General features: G+C 55.6%; 28 protein-coding genes and 1 riboswitch. Of the genes, 10 read left to right on the top strand and 18 right to left on the bottom strand.

Annotated elements, in window-relative coordinates; translation table 11 throughout:
* Positions 1-19: 19 nt before the first annotated feature.
* Positions 20-445 (bottom strand): VOC family protein, encoded by a 426-nt coding sequence (locus ACR0EL_RS07535; RefSeq protein ID WP_480499157.1) that lies wholly within the window; start codon positions 443-445, stop codon positions 20-22.
* A 97-nt stretch (positions 446-542) separates the two neighbouring features.
* On the opposite strand from ACR0EL_RS07535, the gene ACR0EL_RS07530 reads away from it, so the two are divergent.
* Positions 543-1,253, top strand: coding sequence for a helix-turn-helix transcriptional regulator (locus tag ACR0EL_RS07530; RefSeq protein ID WP_480499155.1), 711 nt, complete (start codon positions 543-545; stop codon positions 1,251-1,253).
* Here ACR0EL_RS07530 and ACR0EL_RS07525 read toward each other — a convergent pair.
* On the bottom strand, positions 1,250-1,714 hold the full coding sequence (locus ACR0EL_RS07525; protein ID WP_480499153.1) for a GFA family protein: 465 nt from the start codon (positions 1,712-1,714) through the stop codon (positions 1,250-1,252). The two genes, ACR0EL_RS07530 and ACR0EL_RS07525, sit on opposite strands and share 4 nt — an antisense overlap.
* A 38-nt stretch (positions 1,715-1,752) precedes the next feature.
* Complete coding sequence (locus ACR0EL_RS07520) at positions 1,753-1,935, bottom strand: VOC family protein (RefSeq protein ID WP_480499151.1); 183 nt, start codon at positions 1,933-1,935, stop codon at positions 1,753-1,755.
* A 23-nt stretch (positions 1,936-1,958) separates the two neighbouring features.
* On the opposite strand from ACR0EL_RS07520, the gene ACR0EL_RS07515 reads away from it, so the two are divergent.
* On the top strand, positions 1,959-2,165 hold the full coding sequence (locus tag ACR0EL_RS07515; protein ID WP_480499150.1) for a hypothetical protein: 207 nt from the start codon (positions 1,959-1,961) through the stop codon (positions 2,163-2,165).
* 29 nt (positions 2,166-2,194) lie between these two features.
* Here ACR0EL_RS07515 and ACR0EL_RS07510 read toward each other — a convergent pair whose 3' ends face one another.
* Complete coding sequence (locus ACR0EL_RS07510; RefSeq protein WP_480499149.1) at positions 2,195-2,488, bottom strand: DUF1330 domain-containing protein; 294 nt, start codon at positions 2,486-2,488, stop codon at positions 2,195-2,197.
* 1 nt (position 2,489) lies between these two features.
* Positions 2,490-3,593, bottom strand: a complete 1,104-nt coding sequence (locus ACR0EL_RS07505) for an NmrA family NAD(P)-binding protein (protein ID WP_480499148.1) — start codon at positions 3,591-3,593, stop codon at positions 2,490-2,492.
* 83 nt (positions 3,594-3,676) lie between these two features.
* Between ACR0EL_RS07505 and ACR0EL_RS07500 the strand changes: the two genes are divergently transcribed.
* Positions 3,677-4,345 (top strand): winged helix-turn-helix transcriptional regulator, encoded by a 669-nt coding sequence (locus tag ACR0EL_RS07500; RefSeq protein WP_480499147.1) that lies wholly within the window; start codon positions 3,677-3,679, stop codon positions 4,343-4,345.
* A gap of 25 nt (positions 4,346-4,370) precedes the next feature.
* Here ACR0EL_RS07500 and ACR0EL_RS07495 read toward each other — a convergent pair whose 3' ends face one another.
* Positions 4,371-5,141 carry a helix-turn-helix domain-containing protein gene (locus ACR0EL_RS07495; RefSeq protein ID WP_480499146.1) on the bottom strand — a complete coding sequence of 257 codons (771 nt, stop codon included), beginning with the start codon at positions 5,139-5,141 and terminating at the stop codon, positions 4,371-4,373.
* 121 nt (positions 5,142-5,262) lie between these two features.
* Here ACR0EL_RS07495 and ACR0EL_RS07490 point away from each other — a divergent pair, with 121 nt between their 5' ends.
* Complete coding sequence (locus tag ACR0EL_RS07490) at positions 5,263-5,703, top strand: hypothetical protein (RefSeq protein ID WP_480499145.1); 441 nt, start codon at positions 5,263-5,265, stop codon at positions 5,701-5,703.
* 37 nt (positions 5,704-5,740) lie between these two features.
* Here the strand turns inward: ACR0EL_RS07490 and ACR0EL_RS07485 are convergent, their stop codons facing one another.
* The gene (locus ACR0EL_RS07485) at positions 5,741-6,313 is read right to left on the bottom strand and encodes a hypothetical protein (protein ID WP_480499144.1); all 573 of its coding nucleotides are present in this window, start codon (positions 6,311-6,313) and stop codon (positions 5,741-5,743) included.
* Positions 6,314-6,601: 288 nt separating this feature from the next.
* On the opposite strand from ACR0EL_RS07485, the gene ACR0EL_RS07480 reads away from it, so the two are divergent.
* Entirely contained in the window at positions 6,602-7,453 is an 852-nt protein-coding gene (locus ACR0EL_RS07480; RefSeq protein WP_480499143.1) for a MipA/OmpV family protein, read from the top strand.
* 68 nt (positions 7,454-7,521) lie between these two features.
* On the opposite strand, the gene ACR0EL_RS07475 is transcribed toward ACR0EL_RS07480, so the two are convergent.
* Together ACR0EL_RS07475 and ACR0EL_RS07470 are read right to left on the bottom strand one after the other, a co-directional pair.
* On the bottom strand, positions 7,522-8,685 hold the full coding sequence (locus ACR0EL_RS07475) for a helix-turn-helix domain-containing protein (RefSeq protein ID WP_480499142.1): 1,164 nt from the start codon (positions 8,683-8,685) through the stop codon (positions 7,522-7,524).
* A 183-nt stretch (positions 8,686-8,868) separates the two neighbouring features.
* Entirely contained in the window at positions 8,869-9,996 is a 1,128-nt protein-coding gene (locus tag ACR0EL_RS07470) for an aminotransferase (protein ID WP_480499141.1), read from the bottom strand.
* A 221-nt stretch (positions 9,997-10,217) separates the two neighbouring features.
* Positions 10,218-10,421, top strand: a riboswitch (cobalamin riboswitch).
* A 112-nt stretch (positions 10,422-10,533) separates the two neighbouring features.
* Here ACR0EL_RS07470 and ACR0EL_RS07465 point away from each other — a divergent pair.
* Positions 10,534-11,757: an aromatic ring-hydroxylating oxygenase subunit alpha gene (locus ACR0EL_RS07465; RefSeq protein ID WP_480499140.1), complete on the top strand. Its 1,224-nt coding sequence runs from the start codon at positions 10,534-10,536 to the stop codon at positions 11,755-11,757.
* A 5-nt stretch (positions 11,758-11,762) separates the two neighbouring features.
* Entirely contained in the window at positions 11,763-12,842 is a 1,080-nt protein-coding gene (locus tag ACR0EL_RS07460) for an FAD-binding oxidoreductase (protein ID WP_480499139.1), read from the top strand.
* A gap of 47 nt (positions 12,843-12,889) precedes the next feature.
* On the opposite strand, the gene ACR0EL_RS07455 is transcribed toward ACR0EL_RS07460, so the two are convergent.
* Entirely contained in the window at positions 12,890-14,359 is a 1,470-nt protein-coding gene (locus ACR0EL_RS07455; RefSeq protein ID WP_480499138.1) for a multicopper oxidase domain-containing protein, read from the bottom strand.
* A 62-nt stretch (positions 14,360-14,421) separates the two neighbouring features.
* Between ACR0EL_RS07455 and ACR0EL_RS07450 the strand changes: the two genes are divergently transcribed.
* Positions 14,422-14,871 carry a MarR family winged helix-turn-helix transcriptional regulator gene (locus ACR0EL_RS07450; protein WP_480499457.1) on the top strand — a complete coding sequence of 150 codons (450 nt, stop codon included), beginning with the start codon at positions 14,422-14,424 and terminating at the stop codon, positions 14,869-14,871.
* Between the two features lie 30 nt (positions 14,872-14,901).
* On the opposite strand, the gene ACR0EL_RS07445 is transcribed toward ACR0EL_RS07450, so the two are convergent.
* From ACR0EL_RS07445 to ACR0EL_RS07415, 7 genes are read right to left on the bottom strand one after another with little or no spacing between them, the layout of a single operon-like run.
* Complete coding sequence (locus ACR0EL_RS07445; RefSeq protein ID WP_480499137.1) at positions 14,902-16,047, bottom strand: iron-containing alcohol dehydrogenase; 1,146 nt, start codon at positions 16,045-16,047, stop codon at positions 14,902-14,904.
* Entirely contained in the window at positions 16,044-17,423 is a 1,380-nt protein-coding gene (locus tag ACR0EL_RS07440) for an aldehyde dehydrogenase family protein (RefSeq protein ID WP_480499136.1), read from the bottom strand. The genes ACR0EL_RS07445 and ACR0EL_RS07440 overlap by 4 nt, the downstream gene beginning before the upstream one ends.
* Before the next feature lie 3 nt (positions 17,424-17,426).
* Positions 17,427-18,788, bottom strand: coding sequence for a glutamine synthetase family protein (locus ACR0EL_RS07435; RefSeq protein WP_480499135.1), 1,362 nt, complete (start codon positions 18,786-18,788; stop codon positions 17,427-17,429).
* A 57-nt stretch (positions 18,789-18,845) separates the two neighbouring features.
* On the bottom strand, positions 18,846-19,877 hold the full coding sequence (locus tag ACR0EL_RS07430) for a TRAP transporter substrate-binding protein (protein ID WP_353009925.1): 1,032 nt from the start codon (positions 19,875-19,877) through the stop codon (positions 18,846-18,848).
* Between the two features lie 53 nt (positions 19,878-19,930).
* Positions 19,931-21,256 (bottom strand): TRAP transporter large permease, encoded by a 1,326-nt coding sequence (locus ACR0EL_RS07425; RefSeq protein ID WP_480499134.1) that lies wholly within the window; start codon positions 21,254-21,256, stop codon positions 19,931-19,933.
* Positions 21,253-21,822 (bottom strand): TRAP transporter small permease subunit, encoded by a 570-nt coding sequence (locus ACR0EL_RS07420; RefSeq protein WP_480499132.1) that lies wholly within the window; start codon positions 21,820-21,822, stop codon positions 21,253-21,255. Before ACR0EL_RS07420 ends, ACR0EL_RS07425 begins: the two co-directional genes overlap by 4 nt.
* A complete protein-coding gene (locus ACR0EL_RS07415; protein WP_480499131.1) occupies positions 21,819-22,589 on the bottom strand; it encodes an N-formylglutamate amidohydrolase in 771 nt (256 codons plus the stop codon). The genes ACR0EL_RS07420 and ACR0EL_RS07415 overlap by 4 nt, the downstream gene beginning before the upstream one ends.
* Before the next feature lie 155 nt (positions 22,590-22,744).
* Between ACR0EL_RS07415 and ACR0EL_RS07410 the strand changes: the two genes are divergently transcribed.
* Positions 22,745-23,602 carry a MurR/RpiR family transcriptional regulator gene (locus tag ACR0EL_RS07410; RefSeq protein WP_353010262.1) on the top strand — a complete coding sequence of 286 codons (858 nt, stop codon included), beginning with the start codon at positions 22,745-22,747 and terminating at the stop codon, positions 23,600-23,602.
* Between the two features lie 326 nt (positions 23,603-23,928).
* The gene (locus tag ACR0EL_RS07405; RefSeq protein ID WP_353009934.1) at positions 23,929-24,342 is read left to right on the top strand and encodes a CHAP domain-containing protein; all 414 of its coding nucleotides are present in this window, start codon (positions 23,929-23,931) and stop codon (positions 24,340-24,342) included.
* 101 nt (positions 24,343-24,443) lie between these two features.
* Here the strand turns inward: ACR0EL_RS07405 and ACR0EL_RS07400 are convergent, their stop codons facing one another.
* Entirely contained in the window at positions 24,444-25,577 is a 1,134-nt protein-coding gene (locus ACR0EL_RS07400; protein ID WP_480499130.1) for a CobW family GTP-binding protein, read from the bottom strand.
* Between the last annotated feature and the right edge of the window lie 55 nt (positions 25,578-25,632).

The raw sequence follows: 25,632 nt of genomic DNA, 5'->3' as shown, positions 1-25,632 counted from the left end.
TTTTGTCGGGGGCACTGTTTCATTGGCTGATAAGCTGAAAAAACTCAACAAGTTGGCCGTTTGGGTCAGTGATCTTGAGCAAGTGAATGCCTGGTTCTTCAAGAATCTCGGGTGCCTCAGCGCCTGTGTTTTGAATTCGGGTACGTAGCGTGCTTAAGCTACCTGACCTAATATATGGGACCGCGCCGGTGCCTGTTTTGGCGTCAGGCGCGTATTTGTTGCGTGACACGATCGCAAACCAACCGCCCGATATATCGAAAGCGACAAACCCCTCCAGTTGGATTATCGGATCCCGCGCGAACAGTGTGCGATAGAACGTTTCGGATTTTTGCATGTCATCGGCCTGCACATAAGCACCCATGGCCAAAAGCGCCGCGTCTTGTGCAGCTGAACCGCCGCTGCCCGCAAAGAGCATTGCAAGTGCCATAGATAGGATGTGCTTCATTCATTTATCTCCTGTTTCAGGTCTGATCTGATATCTACACGCCCTCTGCTGACAGCATGTTGTCAGCATGGATATCTTACCCCACAAGGAGAGTGGAATGAGACGCGGTGACAGGCTGTTTGAGATTATTGAAATTCTGCGACGAGCTAAGGTTCCGATCTCGGGGCAGGCGATTGGCGCTGAGCTTGGCGTGACCAGAAGAACCATCTATCGCGACATCGCTGCCCTGATGGCCCAGGGCGTACCAATTCAGGGCGAAGCTGGCGTTGGCTACGTGCTGGAGGCTGGCTTTCACATGCCGCCCCTAATGCTGACTTCGGACGAGATCGAAGCGGCAATTCTTGGCGCGCAATGGGTGCGAACGCGTGGCGAGCCAGAGCTGGCGCTGGCTGCGGAAAAGTTGTTGTCAAAGATCGAAACGGTCAGCCCGGCACGGTTCGAGGCGTCGTTTGCGGCCCCCATCCTAAGCGTCGCGCCTGTTGATCCTGTGTCAGAAGCCTTGTCAGCGGCTGACATTCGCCAGGCCATCAGGCAACGTGCGAAGATTTCGCTGACCTATCGTGACAGCAAGAATACTCTGACGGACCGGGTGATCTGGCCGATCTTACTGGGTTATCGGGACGCGGGCCGGATCATTGCGGCCTGGTGCGAGCTTCGTGAGGGGTTTCGATACTTCAGAACGGAACTGATCGTTCAAGGACAGATTCTGCCGGACAAAATCCCACGTCGGATGGACCTATTGCGGGCCGAATGGCGCGCAGCGATGGAGGCTGAGCGCAAGCGGTACACCCTGGGATCAAGCAGTTAGCCACCGGGTGCGCACCAGGTCGAGTAAGCTGACATCAATGCCTGCAACTCTTCAGGGCTGGTCGGATACCTGTCGTAGCGATGGACAGAGGGAGTGTTGGACCATTCCAACTTGTCTTCACGCATAACCTCAAGAAAGGGTTCAAACTTGTCGGCCTCGTCCAACACGGATGTGCGCAGGTTGATCCGGTCTGTTTGACCAACCTCGGAATAGACAAAACAGAGGCAGGAGCGGCAGTAGAAATGCCGCCGCTCGGCCGAGTGTCGCCCTCCCGTTACTAGCGCGCCGGTGCATTCAAAGCTGTCGCGCGGAAACATCGTGGTCAATGAAAACGCACTGGCCGTGAGTTTCTGGCAGTCGGCGCAATGACAAGCCACAGTCAGTAGGGGCGCGGCCGTGAGGGTGACACGCACTGCGCCGCAAAGACACTGGCCGGTATATGGGGGTGTTGGAATGCCCATATCAAACGGTTCCTTTTTTTCTAGGGTGAGGGTGCCCGCTAGCGAATGAGAGAACTGATATCCACGGCTGTTCCGGTGGGGTCGCGCAACATCAGGCGTCGTTGGCCGTAGAACAGATCGGTCGGCGGCTGGAGTATCTCCGCCCCGTTTGCAATGGCTTTGCGATACAACTCCTCGACGTCGTCGACGACAAAGGTGAGGATGGCGCCAGCGGGGGGCACGCCAGAATATCAGGAACTGACTCGTGATCTTTGTCAAGAATGCCAAGCTCGAATCCGGGCAGACCATCATCGGACAAAATGATGAACCATCCAAAATCACCACTGCGCGTCAGGCCCAACAGATCTTCGTAGAACGCGGCCGTCGCAGCGACATCATGGGTCAGTATGTTGGTAAAAGCTCGTTTCATCAAAAGTACCTTGTGCAAATAGTTCAATCTAAATGGATTTGATCCCACCCATTAAAGGGTGGGACCGTGTATCATTCAAAGGCACTATAGGCCGTCATCACCTGACTGGAACTGGCATCTCGCAGGGCTACGATCTTTTTGTAATCGTCCGAGGTATTCCACCGCTCCAAAGTTTCGATGTCAGGGAAGCTAACAACAACGACCATGTCACCCTCGGTATCCGTGCCGTTGAGAGTGGCACTCCGCATCCCTTTGAAGAGGGCTTTGGCACCGTACGGACGGGCGATCTCTTGAGTCTTGGCCATATAGTCCCGAAATCCGGCAGGATCGGTTACTTTGATGGTCGATATCATCAGTGCAGTCATGTTAGGCGACCTCTCTGGAGTTAAGAACTTTGGAAACGGCATGGGTGCGGCGCCAGGCGGGGTCGTCTTGACTGAATTTAGGGATTGCGATCGGAACAAAGTCACGGTCGTTCGCAATCTGGTCCAGATCGGGTGGCTGGGTGAGCAACATTCTGACAAAGCCGCCCATTGCCGCGATTGTACGTGATGTGCTGCGGGCCAAATCCGGGCGTACAGCGACTGTTCGCTTTGCGATGGTCAAAAAACTATCAGGCTCTTGCCCACCTAACCGTGCTACAGCGTCTGTTGGCGCGTTCACAGCAAAAGTCCCTCGCCTGTATTCTTCGGAATAAAGCGCGAGCTGCGAGGCCGCGGCTTCGGAGTAATTTGACGGGGGCATTGCCTTGAGCGCCTTTAGCATCATTCGTTCCGAGATATCCATGTACCGCACGCGACGCCCAAGTGCTTCACCAATGTCATGAGCAATCTGGTTTGGAGAGATCAGTTCGGGCCCGGTGGGTCGATAGGCTTGACCACTATGTGTTTCTGGATCCAACAAGGCAGCAACAGCGACACGCGCAATATCCTCGTTCGAGGGTGGGGCGTTTTTCCTGGTCTCTCCGTCACCCAACGGCATCGCCAGTATCCCGAGATGTGCTGCCAGCCCAACACCCATAAGATAGTTTTCGGCAAACCAGCCCGGATTGATCGTCGTCACGCTCATTTCAGGGCGCATGCCAATCAGTATGTCGCTGATATACACTTCGCGCGTGAACAGAGACGGATGATCAACGCTTGAAAGCCATTGTCCAAGTGTGACCACATGCTCGATCTTGGCTTCAAAGGCTGCCGCAGTGAAGGCAGCATTGAAGTGTAATCCGTTAGGAGCGGTCGGGGCACATTGATAGGCGCGTTGCACACCTTGCATCGCTTTGCGCAAATCGCTCATATCATATTGATTGCCAACGAAAACCTCAGCGCCAGCCGCTTTCAGGCGATCTGCGCGATGATCTCTGGAACGCACCAAGGCGCGGACGCGGACACCCTTGGTAAGCAATTGAAGGGCTACAGGCAGGCCGGTTTTTCCACCAGCACTTGTCACCAAAATCCTGGGCTGTGTTGACATTGCATCGACTCCATTCCATTCGATAGTTAGGGGAATAAAGCGGTTACTTTAAAAAATAAAGTAACGAAACCGTGAGGTGTGCAATGGCTAAGCCACGCTCGTATAAACTGCTCTGTCCGATCGCACGCGGATTGGATCGCATAGGTGACAGATGGACGTTGTTGATCTTGCGGGACCTGCATGCCGATCCAGCGCGATTTACCGACCTGCAAAGCGGGCTCAGCGGGATCGCTGCAAACCTGCTGACCGATCGGCTTGCCAAGTTGGTTGCCGATGGGCTGGTTGCCAGACGCGATGGCCCCCATGGTGCGATGCTGTATGAACTGACAGATTTGGGACGCCGAACAGGCAACCTGATTTTTGAGCTGGCGATGTTTGGTGCACTGTTTCCCAATACGGGCGAAATTGTCCGACCCGGAAACCTGCGTACAGTCGCGGTAACGCTCAACGCTGCCGCGCAACGTGTTTGCACTGGGGATCTGAGTTTGGTGGCAAGCCTTGTTGTGGATGGCGAGGCATTTGAACTGAAGGCCTCAGACGGATCTGCAAGTGTATCTTATGCAGAAGCAACAAACCCTGATGTCGTGCTGCGCACCAGCTATGACTCTTTGCTGGCGCTGTCAGAAGGTGAAATGACCCGGCAATCCTTTCTAAACGACCATTCCACGATTGAAGTGAACACACCCGGAAAGGATCAGGCTTTGCTAGAGCTTATGAGTTTGATTCTGGGCGTGTTTCAGCAACATGCTTAGTCCGCTAGCAGATCGCGCCCCGCAGTCAGCCAACAGCAGCGAATACACTCAAAGCGTCGCGCGTTTCTTCATCGGCGGGAAACATCAGCTCGATATTCAGATCGGCGACCACAATGTCTTCTGCGGTGCGAAACTGGGAAAAGGTGGAAAACAGGCTGAGGCGCAAGCCACCAGCTCGGTATATTGTGGGGATCACAGGCGGCAACGGTCCGGTAGGTCGCCAGGCTGCAATGGCCGGATCGGCGGCCAACCGCGCGACAGCTTCGTCCAGTTCGGATACTCCGCCGGCCTGTAAACTCTCGGAACGTAGCCGGACCATCGTATGGTGGCCAACCTCTCCCCAGTTTTCGATAATGCTGGGCCCCCAATCCGGGTCGCAAACTGCTTTAAGCAAGCTATCGCCCTCGGACAGTCCAGCAACCGTCAGCAACGCGCTTGCCGCTGTGTTGAGATGTCGCAATCGCCAAAGCCCATCCAGAACAATCGCGGGGTAGGGATCGTGTCTCGACAGAAGATGTGTGATTGCATCATTGATGGGTTTCAGCAAGGCGCTGTCGGGGGCTTCCTGCCTATAGAGCGCGGCAAATCCGGCCCCGTACAACAGGCGATTTCGCTCGGGTCTGGGGACATCCAGAACCTCGGACAGATGTAGCACCATGTCGCGGCTGGGTTGCGCGCGACCGGTTTCCAGAAACGAGATATGACGCGCTGAAACATTCGCGAGACCTGCCAGTTGCAGCTGGCTCAGCCCACGGGTGCCGCGCCAGCCTTTCAGCAGCGAACCGAACTGTGGCAAAAACTGTCCTCCCTCGCGGTTATGTGCCGAATAAATCACAATCCTTACCTGACAGGTAATTGCATACATTACCTGTGCAGTCTTAGATCTCAATCACCAATATGAGAAGAAAGGACATGTCATGGACCTGCAAGAGAAGCTTCTAAAAACCGGGGCCGGGTTGGTGATTTTGTTCGGCGGCGTCATCTGGATGGGGGCCCATCCCGCCATGGCAGCGGTGCCAACCTTTTTTGGCGATCTGATCTTTTGGCCGCTCGATGGCGCGCAGAGACTTACGTCCGAGGGGGCAAGACTGCTCAGCGCGATCGGCGGGGGGATCATGGTCGGTTGGGGTATCCTGCTCTGGGCGCTCGTGGGCGAGGGGATGCGCATCGCGCCCGCATTCTCAAAACGGGTCATCCTCGTATCGATCTGGACATGGTTCTGCGTCGACAGCCTGGGGTCTGTGCTGGCGGGCGCGCCGTTCAACCTGATCGGCAACCTGGTGTTCCTGGGGATGTTCACCATTCCGTTTCTGGACCGTTTCGCCTCAAAGGGTGCATCGACAGCAAAAACGAGCTAAGGGCGTTTCCAGCCGAGGGTCTGATGGACGTTCGGTTTCATGGGCCCAGATGCCGGTGGATGATATCGATATCAACGACGCACGGCGCGGAAACCCCAAGCTTTTCTGCCAGCCGGCGCGAAAATGAAACGGTCATGACGGCGGTTTGATTGATCCGTGTGTCACTGGCGACAAGGGTTTTTAACTCAGTGGTGCTGGTTACTGCGCCGAACATAGTACGCTCGGTTTCGACCACTGTGCCGTGCCACTGATTAGGGCCTTGTTTGGTCCAGCTCACATCTGCATCCAGCACGCGGTTAAACTGTTTGAAATCGAACGGGGCCTTAAAGGTCATCGAGTCGTGATACAGGATTTCGGTCTGGGGCCCGCTTTTGATCTCTTGCTGAATCTCAGGTGTGCAACCGTTGACCTGACGAACGGTTGTTGCGCCTTGCCAGACACCATCTTTGGGTCGGATATCAGCAGCTAAGGCCTTTTGTGCCGAGGCGATGCCAAAAGCCAGGAGCATTGCAAGCAACAGCAGCAGGGCTTGTTTGGTGTCCGTATCCAGAACACGACCGGATTTGTAACGTCTTCGAATGAAAATGCGTTTTCTGTGCTTATGTTGCACGTTTCTACTCCTTTGTTTCATGGCCCCTGCGTAATCACGCGGTGGTGGGGAAAAGCTAAGCCGAACAACATGTTTTAAGCGTCTCGACCCATCGGCGAGAACAGCTGGGGATGTCCCGTTCGACCGGACGGGACGGCAATCATTCGGATGAAGGATAGTTTGGTGCTGCGTCTGATCAGGGCGTTTTGCCGATGCGCCCGTGATGGGGTGCATGTCGAAACGCCTTGTCAGTCACACGCCCGACGGTCCCTGGCCGTCATCAAAACAGTAAGAAGATTGAGGAAATTCATGACATTGAATTCTCGTAGTTGCGGAAGGTTTGCCGCAATTGGATTTGGCGTTGTGCTGAGCAGCACGCCACTATCCGCCCAGGTTGCCAACACCTTATCGGCTTCGGACAAAGACTGGGCATTTTACATCGGCGCAGGCGGTGGATTGGTCCCCGAATATCAAGGATCGGATGAGTATGAACTGGCACCGCTGGTCACTTTTGAAGGCGTTTGGCGGGACAGGTTTGTAATCTCGGATCAGGGACTGGGTGCCTTTCTGTACGATCAGAATGGGTTTCGTGTGTCTGCGGCTGTTGGCTATGGCGGCGGACGGGACGAAGACGATAGCGACGATCTGAAAGGATTGGGCGATATCGACAATAGCGCTGTGCTGTCGCTGGGTACTCAGTTCGATCTGGGTCAAAGCCTGACCGCGACGGCGGATGTCAGGAAGTTCTTGGGTGGCTCGGAAGGCACCGTTGTGTCACTGGGTCTGCAAACGCAGGTGCCGTTTGGCGTGATCCGTGGTGCGCTGGCCCCCACAGGCCGACCCTATAGCGACGAAACCAGCCAAAACGGCGTTGTTCTGATCGGTGGGGTCTCTGTCGATTGGGCAGATGAGGACTACAACCAAAGTTTCTTTGGTGTGACCTCAGCCCAATCCGCCCGTTCAGGTCTGCGCCAATACCGGGCGGAGTCCGGTGTAAATGCGCTGAATGTCGAACTTGGCGTCAGCAAACAGATCGGCAGAAGCTGGGGTGTTACCGGCCTGTTGGCCTATTCGCGTCTGTTAGGCGATGCGGCGGACAGTCCGATTGTGAAATCCAAAGGAAACTATGCAGCCGTCGTGTCAGTCGCCTACCAGTTTTAAGACCTGACAGAAAATGCCTCGTCGACTGAGCCAGCGCGGTGATCGTGCTGGTTCAGTTGCTTCCCAGACTAGTTGCGTACGTCAGAAGGCGTTTTCCCCGTCTCGCGCTTAAAAGCCTTGTAAAAGGCTGAGCGCGAATTGAAGCCAACATCATACGCGATGTTCAGAATGGTCTCGTCGGTCGAGGTCAATTGCTCGATTGCGTCATTGATCCGCCACCGGTTGATATAGTCGAAGAACGTGCTGTTCAGGTTGGCATTCAACGTTTGCGAAACATAATGCGATGTGACACCGATATGCTTGGCCAGATCCCACAAGCTAAGGTTCGGTTCGCGATAAAGCAGGTCCTGGCTCATCGCCGTTTCGATTTTCTTCGCAATCCGCGCAGCGCGTTCTTCATCAAGGGCAGATTTCTTGTATTTGCGCTCGGCTGGCTCATCCGGGTCCGGCGGATCTGAGACAGGTGTTCGGGTCAGGCCGGGACGTTGGCGTAGGCCCCATATGCCAATGACCCAGAACAGAAACAGCAGGGCAAGGCTTTCCAAGAAATCAAGCAACTCATCTTGCACCTCGAACCCGACGGCCTCGGACACTGTAAGAATGCTGACAGCAGCGGATAGAAACCAAAATGACATAGCTGCCAAAGTGATCACCCAAACCCAGGTCAGCTCACGGTTTTCGGTGCTTGCAAACACTTCGCGCAGCCGTTTGCGGTATGTCATTAGCATTCGGATGATTAGGATCAGGTAAACGGCCATTATGATCCGAAACAATACGTCAGCGACCAAAACCGCCAAGGCGATCAACACAAACCGCAACAACCGGGGATCGTCCTCTGGAAGGTCCACATCGCTCAGATCCGTTGGCAGAAACATCAGCGATGACATCAGCAGCCCGGATATGATGATCGGAGGCAGGTGATAACGCAGCCTTGGTTTGTGCGCTTCATCCGCTTCGCTGGTCAAGGCGCGGACATAAAGCCAAAACAAAAAGGGGCTTGCGAAATCGAACACAACCACAAGCACGCTGACGCGCATCACAAGGTTGAACTCGACCTCACTTACGGACGCGTCGGCGATCAAAGCGCCAAGAGAGGACAGGCCTTGTATAAGAAACAGCGCGGCCAGTGGCATGAACACACCGGTATCGCGCTTTCTTAGAAACAGCAGGTTAGCACAAAACAGGCAAAGCCCTATAAAGGCTGTATCAACAAATTGAGTAGCGGATTCCAATCTTACTTACTCTCTGAAAATCGACCACGGATGGTCTTGCGCTGCAGCCTCTTCATGCCCTCTAGAGCATGCGATCTGACATCTACCAATTTCATGGGGTTTGTCGTCTCTTTTGATCGGACAGGACGTTTGAGACGGCGCAAGACGGGTTGAATCTACATTCTTGCGCGGCCGTTTGGCGCGCTACGACTTGGCGTGGCGCGCCAGAAATTCCGAAATCCGGGCCAGACCAGCTTTCAAATCTTGTGTCGGGTTGGTGTAGCCAAGCCTCAGCCAGCCTTCCATGTCCATAGCACTGCCCGGCGTCAGCATCACACCTTCTTCTTGCAAAAGCGTCACGCATAGATCGCGTGAAGCCATCGGCAGATCGTATTTCAACAAGGCCGTAGTGCCGGATTTTGGTGGCACCCAGCTGAGCAGCGGCTCATTTACGATCCAATCCTGAACGATCCGCAAGTTTTCGCGAGTGATCCGGTGCGCCCGCGCCAGTATCTTGTCGCGATGTTCCAGCGCCATGGCGGCTAGCATTTCGTCAATCTTGCCGACCGAGATCGTGTTGTAATCCCGGTGGATCATCACGTCATGCAGCATCTCTTTGGGTCCGGCGATCCAGCCAACCCGCAACCCGGCCAGCGAATAGGCCTTTGACATGCCTGCCGTGCTGATCCCTTTTTCGTACAGGTCCGCGACCGCGACGGTGAAGCCGTCGCCTGTCTGATCCGTTCCGCGATAGACCTCGTCACAAAGCAGCCAGGCATCAACGTCGCGCGCAATCTCGACGATTTGTTCCAGCAATGCGCGATCCATCAGCGCCCCGGTTGGGTTGTTGGGATTGTTGATCGCAATCAGGCGCGTATCGGGTCGCACCATCGCCCGCAACTCGTCCAGATCGGGCAGGAACGCGTTTTCGGGCCGCAGATGCAACAATTCGATATCGGCACCGATGCTTTCGGGAATGGAATAGTGTTGTTGATAGGTCGGGATTACAGAGATCACGTGATCATCACGCGATACCAGCGTCTGATGCACCAGCGAGTTCGCGCCGATGGTCCCATGCGTCGTCAGGATATTATCCCGGCCCTGACTGTCATACAGGCCACAGATCGCATCGCGCAGGCGTTCTGACCCTTCAATTGCGCCATAGGTCATCTTCATGGATGACAGATCGTTCAGAATGCTATTGTGCTGGCCCGCCATGTCGAACAGTTCGCCCAGCGTGATGGACTGAACGCAGGTCTCAGCCAGATTGAGTTCGCAGGTCGTCTCGAACTCATTCATCCACATCTCAACGCCAAAGGGTCTGATTTCCATTGGGGCTCTCCTACTTTCAGCATTTGGGGCGATGGCACGTAACGGACGCACGGTTATGAAGATGTCTTATACCGCCAAACCAGCCGAGCGGAAGATTGCGGGTTTGTGCCTGAAATGTATCCAGGGGTTTTACTGCACAAACCCGGATCCGACCCGAACATCGAGATGTCTGTTTTGAAACTGAAAATGTCGCAAGTCTCTCAGCATAAGAACCGCGCGACTCTATCCTGTGTATGTGAGGTGCCGCTGTATGAGTCTCAGACAGCGGAGAATTGGGAAGCCGGTGAAATTCCGGCACTGCCCCCGCAACGGTAAGGAAGGTCAGGTTCGGCAATCAACCACTGGGACGAGGATCCCGGGAAGGTGTCGCAACCGGGCGCAAGCCCCTTTCAAGTCCGGAAACCAGCCTTGCAGATATGTCAAACCGCGGGTGGCGGTGGGGGCACATGTTTCGGACGTGATCCTCGCGCGCCTCCGGACGGTTCCTCCTTGTCATCTGCCCAAGCAATGCCGCGGGGCGCGGCAGGAGAGCCAGAAATGAACAGCATTCAAAGCCTGTTGGCACGTCGCATCCCCGGCCACGCGCTCGAGCAGGCCTTTTACACAGACCCTCAGGTTTTTCAGGCCGATCTTGAAGCCATCCACTACCGCGATTGGCTGTTTGCCATTCCGGCTTGTGAACTGGTGAAAGCAGGGGACTACGTTACCTACACCGTGGGCGCCCACCGCGTTGTCATTGTGCGTGGTGCTGACAACCAAATCAGGGCGTTTCACAACACCTGCCGCCACCGTGGTTCGATCATTTGCAAGGCTACAAAAGGCAATGTGCCTAAGCTGGTTTGCCCCTATCACCAATGGACCTACGAGCTTGATGGTTCATTGCTGTGGGCGCGCGATATGGGGCCGGATTTCGATCCCAAACAGCATGGTATGAAGATAGTGCATTGCCGCGAGCTTGCCGGGTTGGTTTACATCTGTCTTGCGGACAACGCCCCAGATTTCGACATGTTCGCCAATACCGCACGCCCTTATCTGGAGCCGCATGATCTGGGCAACGCCAAAGTGGCTTTTGAAAGTTCAATCATTGAAAAAGGTAATTGGAAGCTGGTTTGGGAGAATAACCGCGAGTGTTACCACTGCGGTGGTAACCATCCCGCGCTATGCCGTACCTTCCCTGATGATCCTGCAGTCACAGGGATCGAAGGGGGTGAGACGCCGCTGCATATGCAAGCCCATTTTGACAGGTGCGAAGCCGCTGGGATGCCCTCGCAATTCTACCTGCATGATGACGGGCAATTTCGTATGGCCCGGATGCCTCTGAAAGAAGGGGCGCAAAGCTATACGATGGATGGGAAATCCGCCGTGCGGCGCTGGCTTGGCCGGTCGCCTTTTGCGGATGCAGGGGCGTTGTTGAAATTTCACTACCCAACAACCTGGAACCACTTTCTGGCTGATCATTCCATCGTGTTCCGCGTCACACCAATCAGCCCGACTGAAACCGAGGTCACAACCAAATGGCTGGTTCACCAGGATGCCGTCGAAGGGATCGATTACGATCTGAAACGTCTGACTGAGGTCTGGATTGCCACCAATGACGAAGACCGTCAGGTGGTCGAGGATAATCAGCTGGGTATCAACAGCCCGGCCTATCTGCCTGGCCCGTATTCGCCGACGCAGGAATCCGGTGTGCTGCAATTCGTGGATTGGTATTGCAACACGTTGGCCGGTCGGTTGGCCCCCGAAACAATGGCGGCGGAGTAACGGTGATGAAAGATCTCAACGCGGTTGCGAATATCTGGCAGGACAGCGAAACACTGGAATGCGTCTCGGTCGTGCCCGAGATGGCCAATACGGCCAGTTTCACCTTTCGCGCCCCGTCTGGGTCGATGTTTGCGTACCATCCAGGGCAGTTTCTGACCCTTGAAATCCCGGCTCCTGGGCAGCCGGGTGGGGTTGTGCATCGCACTTACACGATCTCATCTTCTCCCTCGCGGCCACGATCGATCACGATCACCGCCAAGGCCCAGCCCGACAGTATTGGAACGCGCTGGATGCTGGACAACGCGCAACCCGGCATGCGGATCAAAGCCATCGGACCAGCCGGGCTGTTTTCGAATGTTGAAAGCACGGCTGGCAAATATCTATTCATCTCTGCCGGGTCCGGGATCACGCCGATGATGTCGATGACCACCTGCATGTGGGACGAGGGGCGTGATCTGGATATTGTCTTTATCAACTGCGCCAAACGACCGTCCGAGATCATCTTTCGTCAGCGGCTGGAGCACATGGCCAGCCGAACCCCTGGCCTAGATCTGAAATTCGTTGTTGAAGAGCCCGACCGCTATCGCCCTTGGACGGGGTATCAGGGGCAGTTCAACCAATTGATGCTGGGCCTGATGGCGCCTGACTATTTGGAGCGTGAAGTCTATTGCTGCGGCCCGGAACCATTCATGCAGGCGGTACGCGATGCTCTGGTCGGGCTGGGCTATGATATGGACAACTATCATCAGGAAAGCTTTGGCGCCCCGGTTGAAACCGAGGCCGATCAGCCAGAGCTGGACGATGTTATCCCAGATGATGACAGCAAGGCTGAGATTGTGTTCGCAAGCTCCGGCGTGACTGCCAAAGTTGCCGAAACCGACACGGTTCTGGTCGCTGCACGGTCGGTTGGGTTGAACATCCCCTCGGGCTGTACGTTTGGCGTTTGCGGGACCTGCAAGGTTAGAAAAATAGCAGGTGAGGTGCATATGGTCCACAATGGCGGGATATCCGAAGACGATATCGAAGCCGGTTACATTCTTGCCTGCTGTTCCAATGCGATCGGTAGGGTTGAGGTGGAGGTTTAGTCTCAAAACCGCCCCGGAATGCGCCCGGGGCGGTTGGTTTGATCTTACTATGACACGGTGAACTGCCCCATCATGCCGCAATCTTCATGTTCCAGGATGTGGCAGTGATACATATAGGGCGCGTCAGAAGGCGCATCATGGTCGAACCGCACCAGAACTTCGGACCAGCCATCCTCGACATGGACCATATCTTTCCAGCCTTGCGCATAGGCGGGGGCGGGGCCTCCGTTTTGTGAGAGAATGCGGAAGGAACAACCATGGATGTGAAAGGGGTGCAGTTGATCATCAACTGAGATACGCCAGATTTCGGTATCGCCTTTTCTGACCGTCTCATCAATCCGGTCCATTTTCATTGGCAAACCGTTTATGGCCATCGCTCCGGCATCGCCGCAGAAATTGTCCCACGCCAGCGCAAGTGCGGCAAGATCTGCCCCGACATTCATGTTCAACTCAAAAGATCGCGTGACTGTCGACTCAGAGGGTTGAGCAGGGAAGAGATTGGCAAGTCTGGTCGGCATTGACCCGGTGAAGCCGGTCTGTGCTGTTCTCGCCAACCGCAAAGCAGTCACTGTTTGGTTCCCTCCAAAAAGGTTGGCAAAGAACCCGCCACCGTTCCCGTTCAGATTGACATTCAAGGCGTTCGCCGCAAGCGCGCTCATATCCACGAGCACCTCATACCTTTCACCAGGCGACATCAGGATGCTCTCCGCCTCGACCGGTGCGGGCAGAAACCCTCCGTCCGATGCGATCACCGTCATGGGTCCGGTTTCCATCGACAATCCAAGGAAGCGCGCGTTACAGGCGTTCAGAATGCGAAGCCGCACAAGGCCGGTCGGAACCGCTTGCGCGACGGGTGCGATGGTGCCGTTGACGATAAGGGTATCGCCTTCAAAGCCATCCTCAAAAACGGCAGCAGACACATTGTAGCTCATGCGCCCTACTGCATCGAACATCTTATCCTGAAGGATCAGCGTGAAATCATCCACGCCATAAGTCTGTGGCAAATCGGCTGAAAGGCTGCCGTCATCTTCGACCAACAGGACACCGGCAAGCCCTTGATAGGTCTGGCGCGCGGTTTTGCCATGCATATGCGAATGAAACCAGTTCATCGAAGCGTGTTGAACAATCGGCACATCCGGCGACCAGACGCTGCCATGCGCGATCTCTTGATGCGGCCCGCCATCCACATCTCCCGAAATATGCAGCCCGTGCCAATGAAGGGTCGAAATGTCACCTATGTTGTTAACTACGTCAAAGGGCAGGGTTTGGCCTTGTTTAACCTTAAGAACCGGACTGAGGTAGTTGTTATTTATCCCGAAAGTCGCACTTTGCGCGCCATTGCCAAAATCGTGTGTCGATGGGTTCAGTGTCAGCGCAATACGCTCTTCGATCCCGTTTGTAAGGTCCGTCATTGGAATTAGCGGCAGGGCGCGCGGGGCAGATTGGGCCCAGGCCAGGCCACCGCCTGCAGCCAAGGCAGTTGCCCCAGACGTTTTCAGAAATGTTCTGCGATCCATTGAAGTCACCAATAAATATCAACTAAGATTGATGAAATAGGTATGAAGGCAAATTGTCAACCGTGATTGATAAACACGACAATGACTTTCTGGGCCAGAACATCAAAGGCATGATGATGACTTTGATCGCCCATTGGAACGCGCGCATGGATGATGCGCGGGCACAGACGGAGTTTGCCGCGATACGGCCAGCGGATATGCAGGTCTTTGCCCAACTGCGCGGGCGCACGGTCAAACTCTCTGTCATTCATCGAGAGATGGGGTTTTCCCGTCAGGCCGCACAGCAGGCGGTTGACCGGTTGGTCGCACAGGGCATGGTTAGGGTTGATGCGGGGCCCGACAGTAAGCGCGATAAGGTGGTGACAATAACGGACAAAGGTCACCGCTGGCGCAAATGCGCCGCAGACCAGATCAGAGAGATCGAGACGGAAATCGCCGAGACCTTGGGGGAGAATAGCAAAGAGCATTTGCGCGCTTTGCTAAAGGAGCTTGTTGCAACCACCCAAGCTTAGGGGCGGCTATTCCGGGCAATAGGTCGCGTCTTATCTGGTCGCTTCGAATAAGCCTCGGATATCCTGTGCCGCGAGCGGGACTGGATTGCCACCTAAGCTTGGGTCGCGCAAAGCGGCCTCGGTCAGAGCATCGAAATCCGGGTCTTTGACACCCAGTTCGGTCAGCGTACGCGGAATGTTGAATGACGCATTGAAGTCGTCGACAAAAGCGCAGAATCCGTCAAAGCCACTCTCAATTCCCAGATAAGCCGCCGCCTGATCAAATCGTGTGCGGATAGCATCGGCGTTGAACTTCAAAACGGCGGGCATAAACACCGCGTTGGTGGTGCCGTGGTGCGTATGATGAACCGCGCCAACGGGATGGCTGAGCGCGTGGATCGCTCCCAAGCCTTTCTGAAACGCTGTTGCGCCCATGGCCGCCGCGCTCATCATCTGGCCGCGAGCCTCCAGATCGCTGCCATCCGCGTAGGCGCGGGGCAGATACTCTTTGACCAGGCGCATCCCCTCTAGCGCGATGCCCTGACTCATGGGATGGTAGTGCGGGCTGGAATAGGCCTCGACACAATGGGCGAAGGCGTCCAGCCCGGTCCCGGCGGTGATGAATTTGGGCATGCCAACCGTCAGTTCCGGGTCCATGATGACCTGAGCAGGTAGCATCTTGGGGTGGAAGATGATCTTCTTTTCATGGCTCTCTGAATTGGTGATCACGCTGGCACGCCCGACCTCTGATCCGGTTCCTGCCGTGGTCGGCACAGCGACAACCGGCGCAATGGCATCTGCATTCGCGCGGGTCCACCAATCGCCGATATCTTCGAAATCCCAGATGGGTCGTGTCTGACCTGCCATGAAGGCAACGGTTTTCGCCAGATCAAGGCCCGAGCCCCCGCCAAATGCGATCACCCCGTCATAACCACCTGCATTGTAGGCTGCGACACCGGCCTCGGCATTTAGATCCGTGGGGTTGGCGTCAACTTCGGCAAAAAGCCCCGACCCGAGCCCGGCGCTTTCCATAAGCGCCAGGGTCCGCTTGGTGATCTCATTCTCGGCAAGGCCCCGATCGGTGACTAGTAGGGGTTTCGTAATCCCTGCCGCAGCGCAGGCCTCGCCTATTTCGGCGATGCGCCCCGCACCAAAGCGGATGGGGTTTGGATAGCTCCAATTGGCGGTTTGGGTCATGATTTCAGCTTCTTCAGATGGTAGGATTTGGGGCGGGTGACAGCGTGAAAGCCGAGAGCTGACAGGCCAGCACCGCGCCCGGTATCTTTGCACCCGGTCCAGCACAGGGCGGGGTCCAGATAGTCGCAACGGTTCATGAATACGGTGCCGGTTTCCAACTGGCGACCAATCGCCTCTGCCGCGTCGGCATCGCGGGTCCAGAGCGAGCAGGTCAGGCCAAACTGGCTGTCATTCATCAGTTCAATGGCTTCGGCGTCATTTTGCACGGGCATGATACCCACTGCGGGCCCAAAGGTCTCATCCCGCATGATCCGCATGTCGTGGGTCACGCCTGTGAGGATTTGGGGGGTCAGATAGGCCCCGCCATCATCGGTGGGCATGGTTGGGATGTGGGCCGTTGCACCTGCTGCAATCGCCTCATCAATCTGGGCGCGCGCCTCCTGAGCGAACCGTATGTTGGCCATTGGGCCCAGTGTGGTTTCCGGGTTGCGCGGATCACCCAGCACATAGGTTTTCACCAACGCAACCGCCTTTTCGACGAAAGCATCAAACAGGCTGTGATGCACGTAAATCCGCTCAATCCCGCAACAGCACTGGCCCGAGTTGAACATCGCCCCGTCGATCAGCGTCTCAACCGCTGCATCGAGGTCGGCATCGGCACGCAAATATCCAGGGTCCTTACCGCCGAGTTCAGTTGCAACTGCCGTGAACGTTCCCGCCGCAGCGCGTTCCATCGCGCGGCCCCCGCCGACTGAACCGGTGAAGTTGACCAATCCGAAATGGCCTTCGGCAATCAGGGTCGAGGTTGTATCATGATCCAACACCACATTCGTAAACACGCCTTCGGGCAGACCAGCGGCCGCGAAGGCCTCGGCCAGATGTTCGCCCACCAGAATGGTTTGCGACGCGTGTTTCAGAACCACCGCATTGCCCGCGATCAGAGCGGGCGCAATCGTATTGATCGCGGTCATGTAGGGATAGTTCCAAGGGGCCACGACAAAGACAACACCTTGCGGTTCACGCTCGATCTTACGCAGGAAATCATCTGAGTCTTCGACCACAATCGGGGCCAGCGCATCTGCGGCAATCGAAGCCATGTAACGGGCGCGTTCTTCGAACCCGCCAAACTCACCGCCATAGCGTACCGGTCGGCCCATCTGATGCGCGAGTTCTGTCACCATGCGATCGGTGGTCTCGCCGACATAGGCGACGGCCTTATTCACATAGGCGATGCGATCCTGCAAAGGCAGCGCCGCCCAATCCCGCTGCGCCGCCTTCGCGCGCGCAACAGCAGCGCGAGCGGCGTCAACGGACAGGCAATCCCGCTCGGCATAGACCGAGCCATCAATGGGAGAGGTGCAGGTGATCTTGTTCATCTATCAGGCCTTCTCAAAACCACGGGCGATTTCCCAGTCGGTGACGATGCGGTCAAACTCTTCCTGTTCCCATTCAGCCGCACGGGTATAGTGATCAATCACGTCATCCCCCATTGCTGCGCGCAGCATCGAAGAGCCGCGCAAGGTTTCGGTGGCCGCCCGCAAGGTGCGTGGGATTTCGGGAACGCTATCATCCTCGTACATGTCACCTGTCGCGGCATCGGCCAATGTTAGCTTGTCTTCGATCCCCTTTAGCCCGGCAGCCAAAAGCGCAGCTTGGGTCAGATAGGGGTTAATGTCCGATCCTGGGATGCGGCATTCGACCCGGACAGCCTTGGTATCTGCCCCACAGAGCCGGAAACCGGCGGTGCGGTTGTCCACAGACCAGGCGGTTTTGGTCGGCGCAAATGTACCCTTTGCAAATCGTTTGTATGAATTGATGTAAGGCGCGAAGAAATAGGTACAGTCTGGTGCATAGGCGATCAGCCCGGCCATGAACTGCCGCATCAGGTCCGACATCCCATGTGCGCCATCCCCCTGAAACGCGTTCGCCGCGCCTTGCCAAAGCGACATATGTACATGCGAGGCGCTTCCGACGCGATCCTGATGCCATTTGGGCAGGAAACTGGCGGAATGGCCTTGTTGCCAGGCGATCTCTTTCGTGGCGTGTTTCGCAATCGTGTGGTGATCAGCGCAAAGCAGCGCCTCAGCATATTTGATGTTCAACTCTTCCTGACCAACCTCGGCCTCACCTTTGGAATTCTCAATGGGAATTCCGGCGGCATACAAGTGATTGCGAAGGGGGCGCATCACATGTTCTTCCTTGGTGGTCTGAAGGATATGGTAGTCCTCGTTATACGGCCCCAACGTGGTCAGATCGCGGTAGCCTTCGGCGCGCATCTCATCGAGTGGTTTTTTGAAGATAAAGAATTCAAGCTCGGTGGCCATTTTGGGGGTCAGGCCCATGCTTTCCGCTCGGGCGATCTGCTGTTTCAAAACCTGTCGGGGTGCGTGTGACACCGGTGCGTGGCTGTGGTGATCCAGAATATCGCACAGAACCATTGCCGTTCCCTCCAGCCACGGTACAGGCCGTAGCGTCGTCAGGTCCGGCTTCATCACATAATCACCATACCCCTGGCTCCAACTGGTCGAGGCGTAGCCATCCGGTGTCGCCATCTCAAGATCAGTGGCCAGCAGGTAGTTGCAGCAATGTGTTTCCTCATGGCCGCTTTCAAGGAAGTTCGACACATGGAACCGTTTGCCCATAAGCCGGCCTTGCATGTCGACAAAGCACACCAGAACAGTGTCAATCACGCCCGAAGCGGCCTGTTCTTTCAGTGCATCAAAGGTGAGCGGAGAGGTCATTTGGCAATCCTTGAATAGGGCAGGCAGCGCCCCGAACCTGTCGGGGCGCCGGTTGGTTTAGCCGTAGCGATAGGGGCGTCCGGCTTTTTGCATATCCGCGTTATACTGGCGGAAAATGTCAACAATCTTGGCCTTGGTCGGGCTTTCGGCGGCAATCTCATCCCAGAACTCGACAGCGGCGTTTTCAACCTGCGCCCATTCCTCATCAGGGATTGAGGTCAGCTCCATCTTGGTGCCGTTGACCCGAAGGTTGGCCTCGCCACCCCAATACCACCACTGGCGATAGTAGTGGCTTTGCTCCATGCAGACCGCAAGCAGGGCTTGCAGGTCTTCGGGCAACTCGTTCCAGCGATCCATATTGGCGAAGAAGTGGCCAATCCACGCGCCCGAGATGTTGTTGGTCAGGAAGTAGTTGGTCACATCAGCCCAGCCAACTGTGTAATCCTCGGTAATGCCGGACCAGGCGATGCCATCCAGCTCGCCGGTCTGCACCGCGACTTCGATGTCTTCCCAGGGCAGGGTCACGGGGACCACACCAAACTGGCTGAGGAACCGACCCGCGGTTGGGAAGGTAAAGACCCGCTTGCCTTTGAGATCTTCGAGCGAGCGGATTGGGTCCTTTGTGGCAAAGTGGCATGGATCCCACGCGCCGGCTGAGATGTGTTTGACGCCGACTTTCGAGTATTCCTCGTCCCAGATTTCTTTCAAACCATATTGGTTGAACAGAACAGGTACATCCAGCGAATAGCGCGATCCAAATGGGAAATAGCCGCCAAACACGGTCACTTCGGTGGGTGACGCCATCGAGTCATCATCGGACTGCACCGCGTCAATCGTACCGCGCTGCATCGCCTGGAACAGCTCACCTGTAGGGACCAGCTGATCTGCAAAGAACAGCTCGATCTGCATGCGGTCGCCCGCGATTTTGTTAAAGGTCTCGATGGCCGGAACCACCACCTCGGCCGCCAGTGCAGCGCCCGCATAGGTCTGCATCCGCCATGTGATTGTTGATTGCGCCAGAGCTGGAGCAGCCAGCGCGGCAGGTGCGGCAACGGCGGCACCTTTGATAAACTTGCGTCTTGTGGTCATGTGAACCTCCTTGTTCAGTTACACTCGATCTTGCAGTGCGCTCTTGTCGGCGCTTAATTTCCGTAAACTGTTTGTGGCAGCCAAAGGGCGATCTGGGGGAAGATCATGATGATCGTCAGCGCCCCCACCATCACCGCCACAAAAGGTATGATGGATCGATAGATATCATTCAGCGTGATGCCCGGGGGCGACATCGCCCGCATCAGGAACAGGTTATAGCCAAAGGGCGGTGTCATATAGGCGATCTGCGTGGTGATCGTGTACAGCACGCCGTACCATATCAGATCGAATCCAAGCGCACCCACCAGCGGGATATACAGTGGCGCTACAATCACCAACATCGCTGTGTCGTCCAGAAACGTACCCATCAGAATAAAGCTAAGCTGCATCAGGATCAGGATCATCCAAGGGGACAGGCCCAGACGTTCGGTAAACAGGCTTTCGATGGCTTTGACCGCGCCCAACCCGTCGAACACGGCCCCGAAGGCCAGGGCGGCAAGGATGATCCACATGAACATGCAGGTGATCCCAAGCGTGTTACGCACCGAGGTCTCAAACACCGTCCAGTTCATGCGCCCCTTCAGAACCGCGGCAACAAAGGCCGTGATTGCACCAATGGCAGAGCTTTCGACGAGGGAGGTCCAGCCATTTACAAAGGGGATCATCATGGCAAAGAAGATCCCAAACGGCAGCAGGCCTGCCAGAAGCAAGCGGTACTTCTCGGACCTCGGCATTGCGCGTTCTTCTTCCGACAACGCTGGGCCCAAATCCGGGTTCAATTTACAGCGGACAGCAATGTAGATCACAAACATCGCGGCCATCATCAGCCCGGGGATCACGCCGGCCAGCCAAAGCTGGCCTACCGGCTGCCTTGCGATCATCGCATAAAGCACCAAAACGACCGAGGGCGGCACCAAAATCCCAAGGCTCGACCCGGCCTGAACAACGCCCGTGACCATGCGTTTGTCATACCCACGGCGTAGCAGCTCGGGCAGGGCGATGGTGGCTCCGATGGCCATGCCGGCAACCGATAGCCCGTTCATCGCCGAAATCAGAACCATCAGCCCAATGGTTCCGATGGCCAAACCACCGCGCAGCCCACCCATCCAGACATGGAACATCCGATACAGGTCATCGGCGATCCGGCTTTCAGAGAGGATATAGCCCATGAACACAAACATCGGCACGGTCAAAAGCGGATACCAACGCATCAGCTTGATGGATTGCGAAAAGGCGATATCGAACCCGCCCCGATCCCCCCACAGCATCAACGCGGCAATCACCGCGACAAATCCGATTGCCCCAAAGACGCGCTGACCGCTGAACAGCAGCACCATCATCGAGGCAAACATCATCAGGGCAATGAACTCGTAACTCATGCTGTTTCTTCGCCCTTAAGTCGCAAGATATCCTTGGCCAGTTCCGATAGTGCCTGCAGCAGCATCAGAATGATCCCGACACACATCACAGTCTTGATGGGCCACAGATACGGGCGCCAGATTGTGCGGCTGCGTTCAAGTGTGCCGACCTCTTCCGAGCCGGTGACAAGACCGGCAAAGAAAGACAACGGCTCAGTGCCCCAATACCCCAGTGAATACGCGGTCGAACTGATCCCGCCCCACAGCAGAACCAGCAGATACGCGATCAGGCAAAGCACCATGATCGCATCGGTTGCGGCTTTTCGGCGAAGCGACCAGGTGTCGTAAAACAAGTCCATCCGCACATGGCTGCCCATCTGGATGGCGTAAGGCCCGCCCAGAAAGAAATAGGCAATCATGGCGAATTGAGCGACTTCGAGCGTCCAGAGTGATGGCTGGTCAGAAAACTTGCTGATGGTCGACCACAACAGGACGGCCATCATGGCAAAGATGCCAAACATGATCACCCGACCGATACCGTAGTTTAGCCGGTCGATCACTGCGATGTATGCCTTAAGCAGCCTCATCGCATCGCTTCCTCGACACTGGAACCCGCACAGGTCTTCATGGCATCACGCAGCCAATCCGCCAGCACATTCCCCATCTGCTCGCATTGTTCGGGTGTTGCAATCAGATCATTTCTGATTTCGATCATGACGTTCAGCAGACCCCGAGGCAATGCATGGTGTCGCAGCGTATGTGTGACGCCATCCGCCGGTCCATAGGGCGCATTGCGTTGAACATCGTACCCTGCTGCAACATCGAGCATCGCATCTGCCAATCGGCTGTCGGCATCGTGCAAGACTCCAATTTCAACCGATCGGTTCTGGCCCCTGTAGACGGGTGTGAAACTGTGGATGGTCACAATCGCTGTGCGAAGATCACGGGTATTCAAGGTTCTGGTCAATAGCGATTCGAACGGGTGGTAGAATTGCGCGGTACGCGCCTGTCTTTGCGTGTTGGTTAATCCTTTATTCCCCGGTATTGCCGTATCTTCGCTGCGTTCGGGCATGGCGCTTGCGGCCTCGGGCGGTCGATTACAATCGTAAATCAGCCGCGAGACAGTGCTGTAAACCAAAGACGCGTCCAGGCGCTGTGACATTGATCGGGCAGTTCGCAAGGCGCCGGGATCCCAGGCGATGTGGCTTTGCAGCGCGTCTTCATCGAGCCCAAGGGAATTAAACTCGGATGGCATATCAGCGCTGGCATGTTCACACACCAATAGGACAGATGACGACCCTTCGGGATTTTCAACCCGCGGTGCAAACTCTGCATCTGTCGTGCACTGTTCCAATCAGAATCCCCCGTTCTGTGTAAAGTTTTCTTCAACAGCATTTCCTCTGTCAACAAATTAATGTAAATATTCATACAAGGTGAGATGAGATGGTAATATTTTGACTATCCCGGACACAGAAGATACCATCAGTGCAAGAAACAGTCTGGGTGACCATGCAGACCATCGCTGAACGATTGCAGGATAAAACCGGTGACTTGACCCGGTCGGAGCTTCAACTGAGGGATGTCATCCTCAGAAACTATCCAGCGTCCGGGCTTGGGACCATCACCTCACTTGCGGAGGAGGCCAAGGTTTCTACCCCCACTGTTGCGCGGTTGGTTCAGAAGCTTGGCTTCGCGGGCTTTCCCGAGTTTCAGCGCGGGTTGCGGGATGAGCTGAACGAAAAGATTTCCAGCCCACTTACCAAACGCGAAAAGTGGGTTGATGACGCGCCTGACGCGCATTTGCTGAACCGATTTACCAAGGCCATCATCGACAATATCGGCCAATCCATGGCCAAGATTGACCCCGCTGCGTTTGACACCGCTTGTGATATGCTGAGCGACACAAAGCGCAAGGTCTTTATCGTCGGCGGTCGGATCACGCGCACTCTGGCGGACTACTTCTTTCTGCATTTTCAGGTCATCCGGCCCGATGTGACTCTGATTGCGTCAAACTCAAATGCCTGGCCGCACTACGCGCTGGATTTTGATGAAAATGATGTGGTCGTCATCTTTGATGTGCGGCGATACGAAAACAGCACGCTGAAACTGGCCGAGCTTGCCCGTGAGCGGGGGGCTCAGATTGTCCTGTTCACGGATCAGTGGATGTCACCGATTTCTGACCTGGCACATGTTGCGTTCAGCAATCAGATTGCGGCACCATCAGCCTGGGATAGCAACCTGACCACCATGTTGATATCCGAGATCGTGATCGCCGAAGTGCAGGAGCGTAACTGGGAAACCACCCGCGCCCGTATGGAAGAACTGGAAGAGATGTTCGACCGAACAAAGTTCTTCCGTAAGTTTTGAAGCACCAGGGCACTGTGTTAGGCCACTTGCAGGCCTCATCACGCGTATCAGATGGGCTTTTTGTGCGTCTTTTGTGCAAACCATTGGCAGATTTTCGCCAGAGGGTTTGCAGAGCTCTTTTCTTTGCAGGTCGGATCGCCCAGAAATCTTAAGAGATTCTAAACAGGTGATGAAGTTTCGTGCAGGACAACGCCCGGAAAATGAATGCGATCTGGCAGTATCTGTCCGTTCCCACTCGGGCAATTGCAGCGCTCGGGCTTGTGGTCCTTGTCTCAGCCTGTTCTCAAAACTCACCTTATAGCGGTCTCAATCCTGAACGTCAGTTCATGGCACTCCAAGAAGTCGAACGGAAACAGGCTCTGGGGCACAGAGTGTGGTGCGTTCCCTATGCACGAAACCTGAGTGGTATCCAGATTCGCGGCAATGCCAAGGACTGGTGGGGTAAGGCGCACAAGACTTACGATCGGGGTGCGGACCCGACAGTGGGCGCGGTGATGTCATTTCGGGCGACGCGCGGAATGTCTTTGGGCCATGTCGCGGTTGTGTCAGAGATCGTTGATGATAGGCAAGTTGTCATAAATCACGCCAATTGGCACCGCAACAAAGTGTCGTTGAAAATGGGTGTGCGGGACGTGTCTAAGAATAACGACTGGACATTGGTTCGGGTCGAAAGCCAGCCCGGTCGCTACGGCAAACCATATCCGGTGAACGGATTCATATATCCGAAAGCTGACGAGTAGTTTAGCCTACACTGGTTTTGGAATTGCAGGCAGCCTGTGCTGTATTTGCCCTAGGCGTCAATCGCTCATAGCCAGTCGAAAATCTGAGACGTTGAAATCGATCAATCCTGCATCTCGGTGACGTGGGTCATCATGCCGTCTACGCGCGCATCAAGGCTCTGAGAATGGAATCGCAGCATCTCCAGGCTGGCTTTTAGATCGCCCTTTTGGATATCACGTGCGATCACGACAATGCGGCTTGTCGTGTCGTCTCCGGTCCATGACTTTAGCGGCACCGGAGCGTCGAAAATGTGCTGCACCCCATGAAAAACAAAGGGCCGTTCCATGCCTTGAACATGAATGATGCCTTTCATGCGCAGAATGTCTGGGCCTTTGAGTTCGACCAGCGTTTCCAGCCAAAGATCAAAAACACGTGCGGGTATCGGATCGGCGACCTCGATTGAAGCTGAACCAATACGACTGTCATGGTGGAAATGAGTGCCCGCGGGGGGCAGGGGCATAGGGTCAGATGTGATCACTTTTGGTTCGAATCCGGACAACCCAGCCAACGGGTCGGGCTTTGGTTTTTCTGACCCAAGCCAATCCAAAAGATCATTTGCTGTGGCGCTGCCGCGCATCGCAGACAAGCCGAACAGCGCGCCGATCGGAACCTGCCCGTGTTGAGCGGTTATGCGTTGGGCGGTTCCGTTGATCCCTTCCAACCTAGCTTTGAACCATTTGAGGTCGGTCGGGGTTACAAGATCGGTTTTGGTCAGGACGATCAGATCGGCCATCGCGATCTGGCTGACCGCTTCAAACTGCGCATCAAGGGTGCGAGAGCCGGTTGCTGCATCCGCTAATGAGACGACGCCATCCAAGCGAAAGTTTGGTGCGATCAGGTCGTCGATAACTATTGTATGCAAAATTGGACCCGGATCAGCGATCCCGGTGGTTTCGGTGACCACACGATCAAAGCTGAGTTCGCCCCGTTCTCGGCGGACGAACAGGCTGGTGAATGTATTCGCCAAATCGCCCAGGATCGAACAACACAGGCAACCGGATTGCATCAACACCACATCCTCGGTCGATTCCTCGATTAGATCATGGTCCAGTCCCGCATCGCCAAACTCATTCATGATCACCGCTATGCGACCGGCTTCTGGGTCGCGTATAAGGTGGTTCAACACTGTCGTTTTGCCCGCGCCCAGAAAGCCGGTGAGCAAGGTGACTGGTATGCGATTGTCAGGGGTCACCATCTGAGATGTTCCAATTGTCAACGGATGCGGATTCTGCAATTGAAAGATATGAGAT

Source organism: Ruegeria sp. AH12, assembly GCF_056541465.1.
Note: the sequence above shows the minus strand (reverse complement) of the source record. Positions and strands in the feature narration are given on the sequence as shown.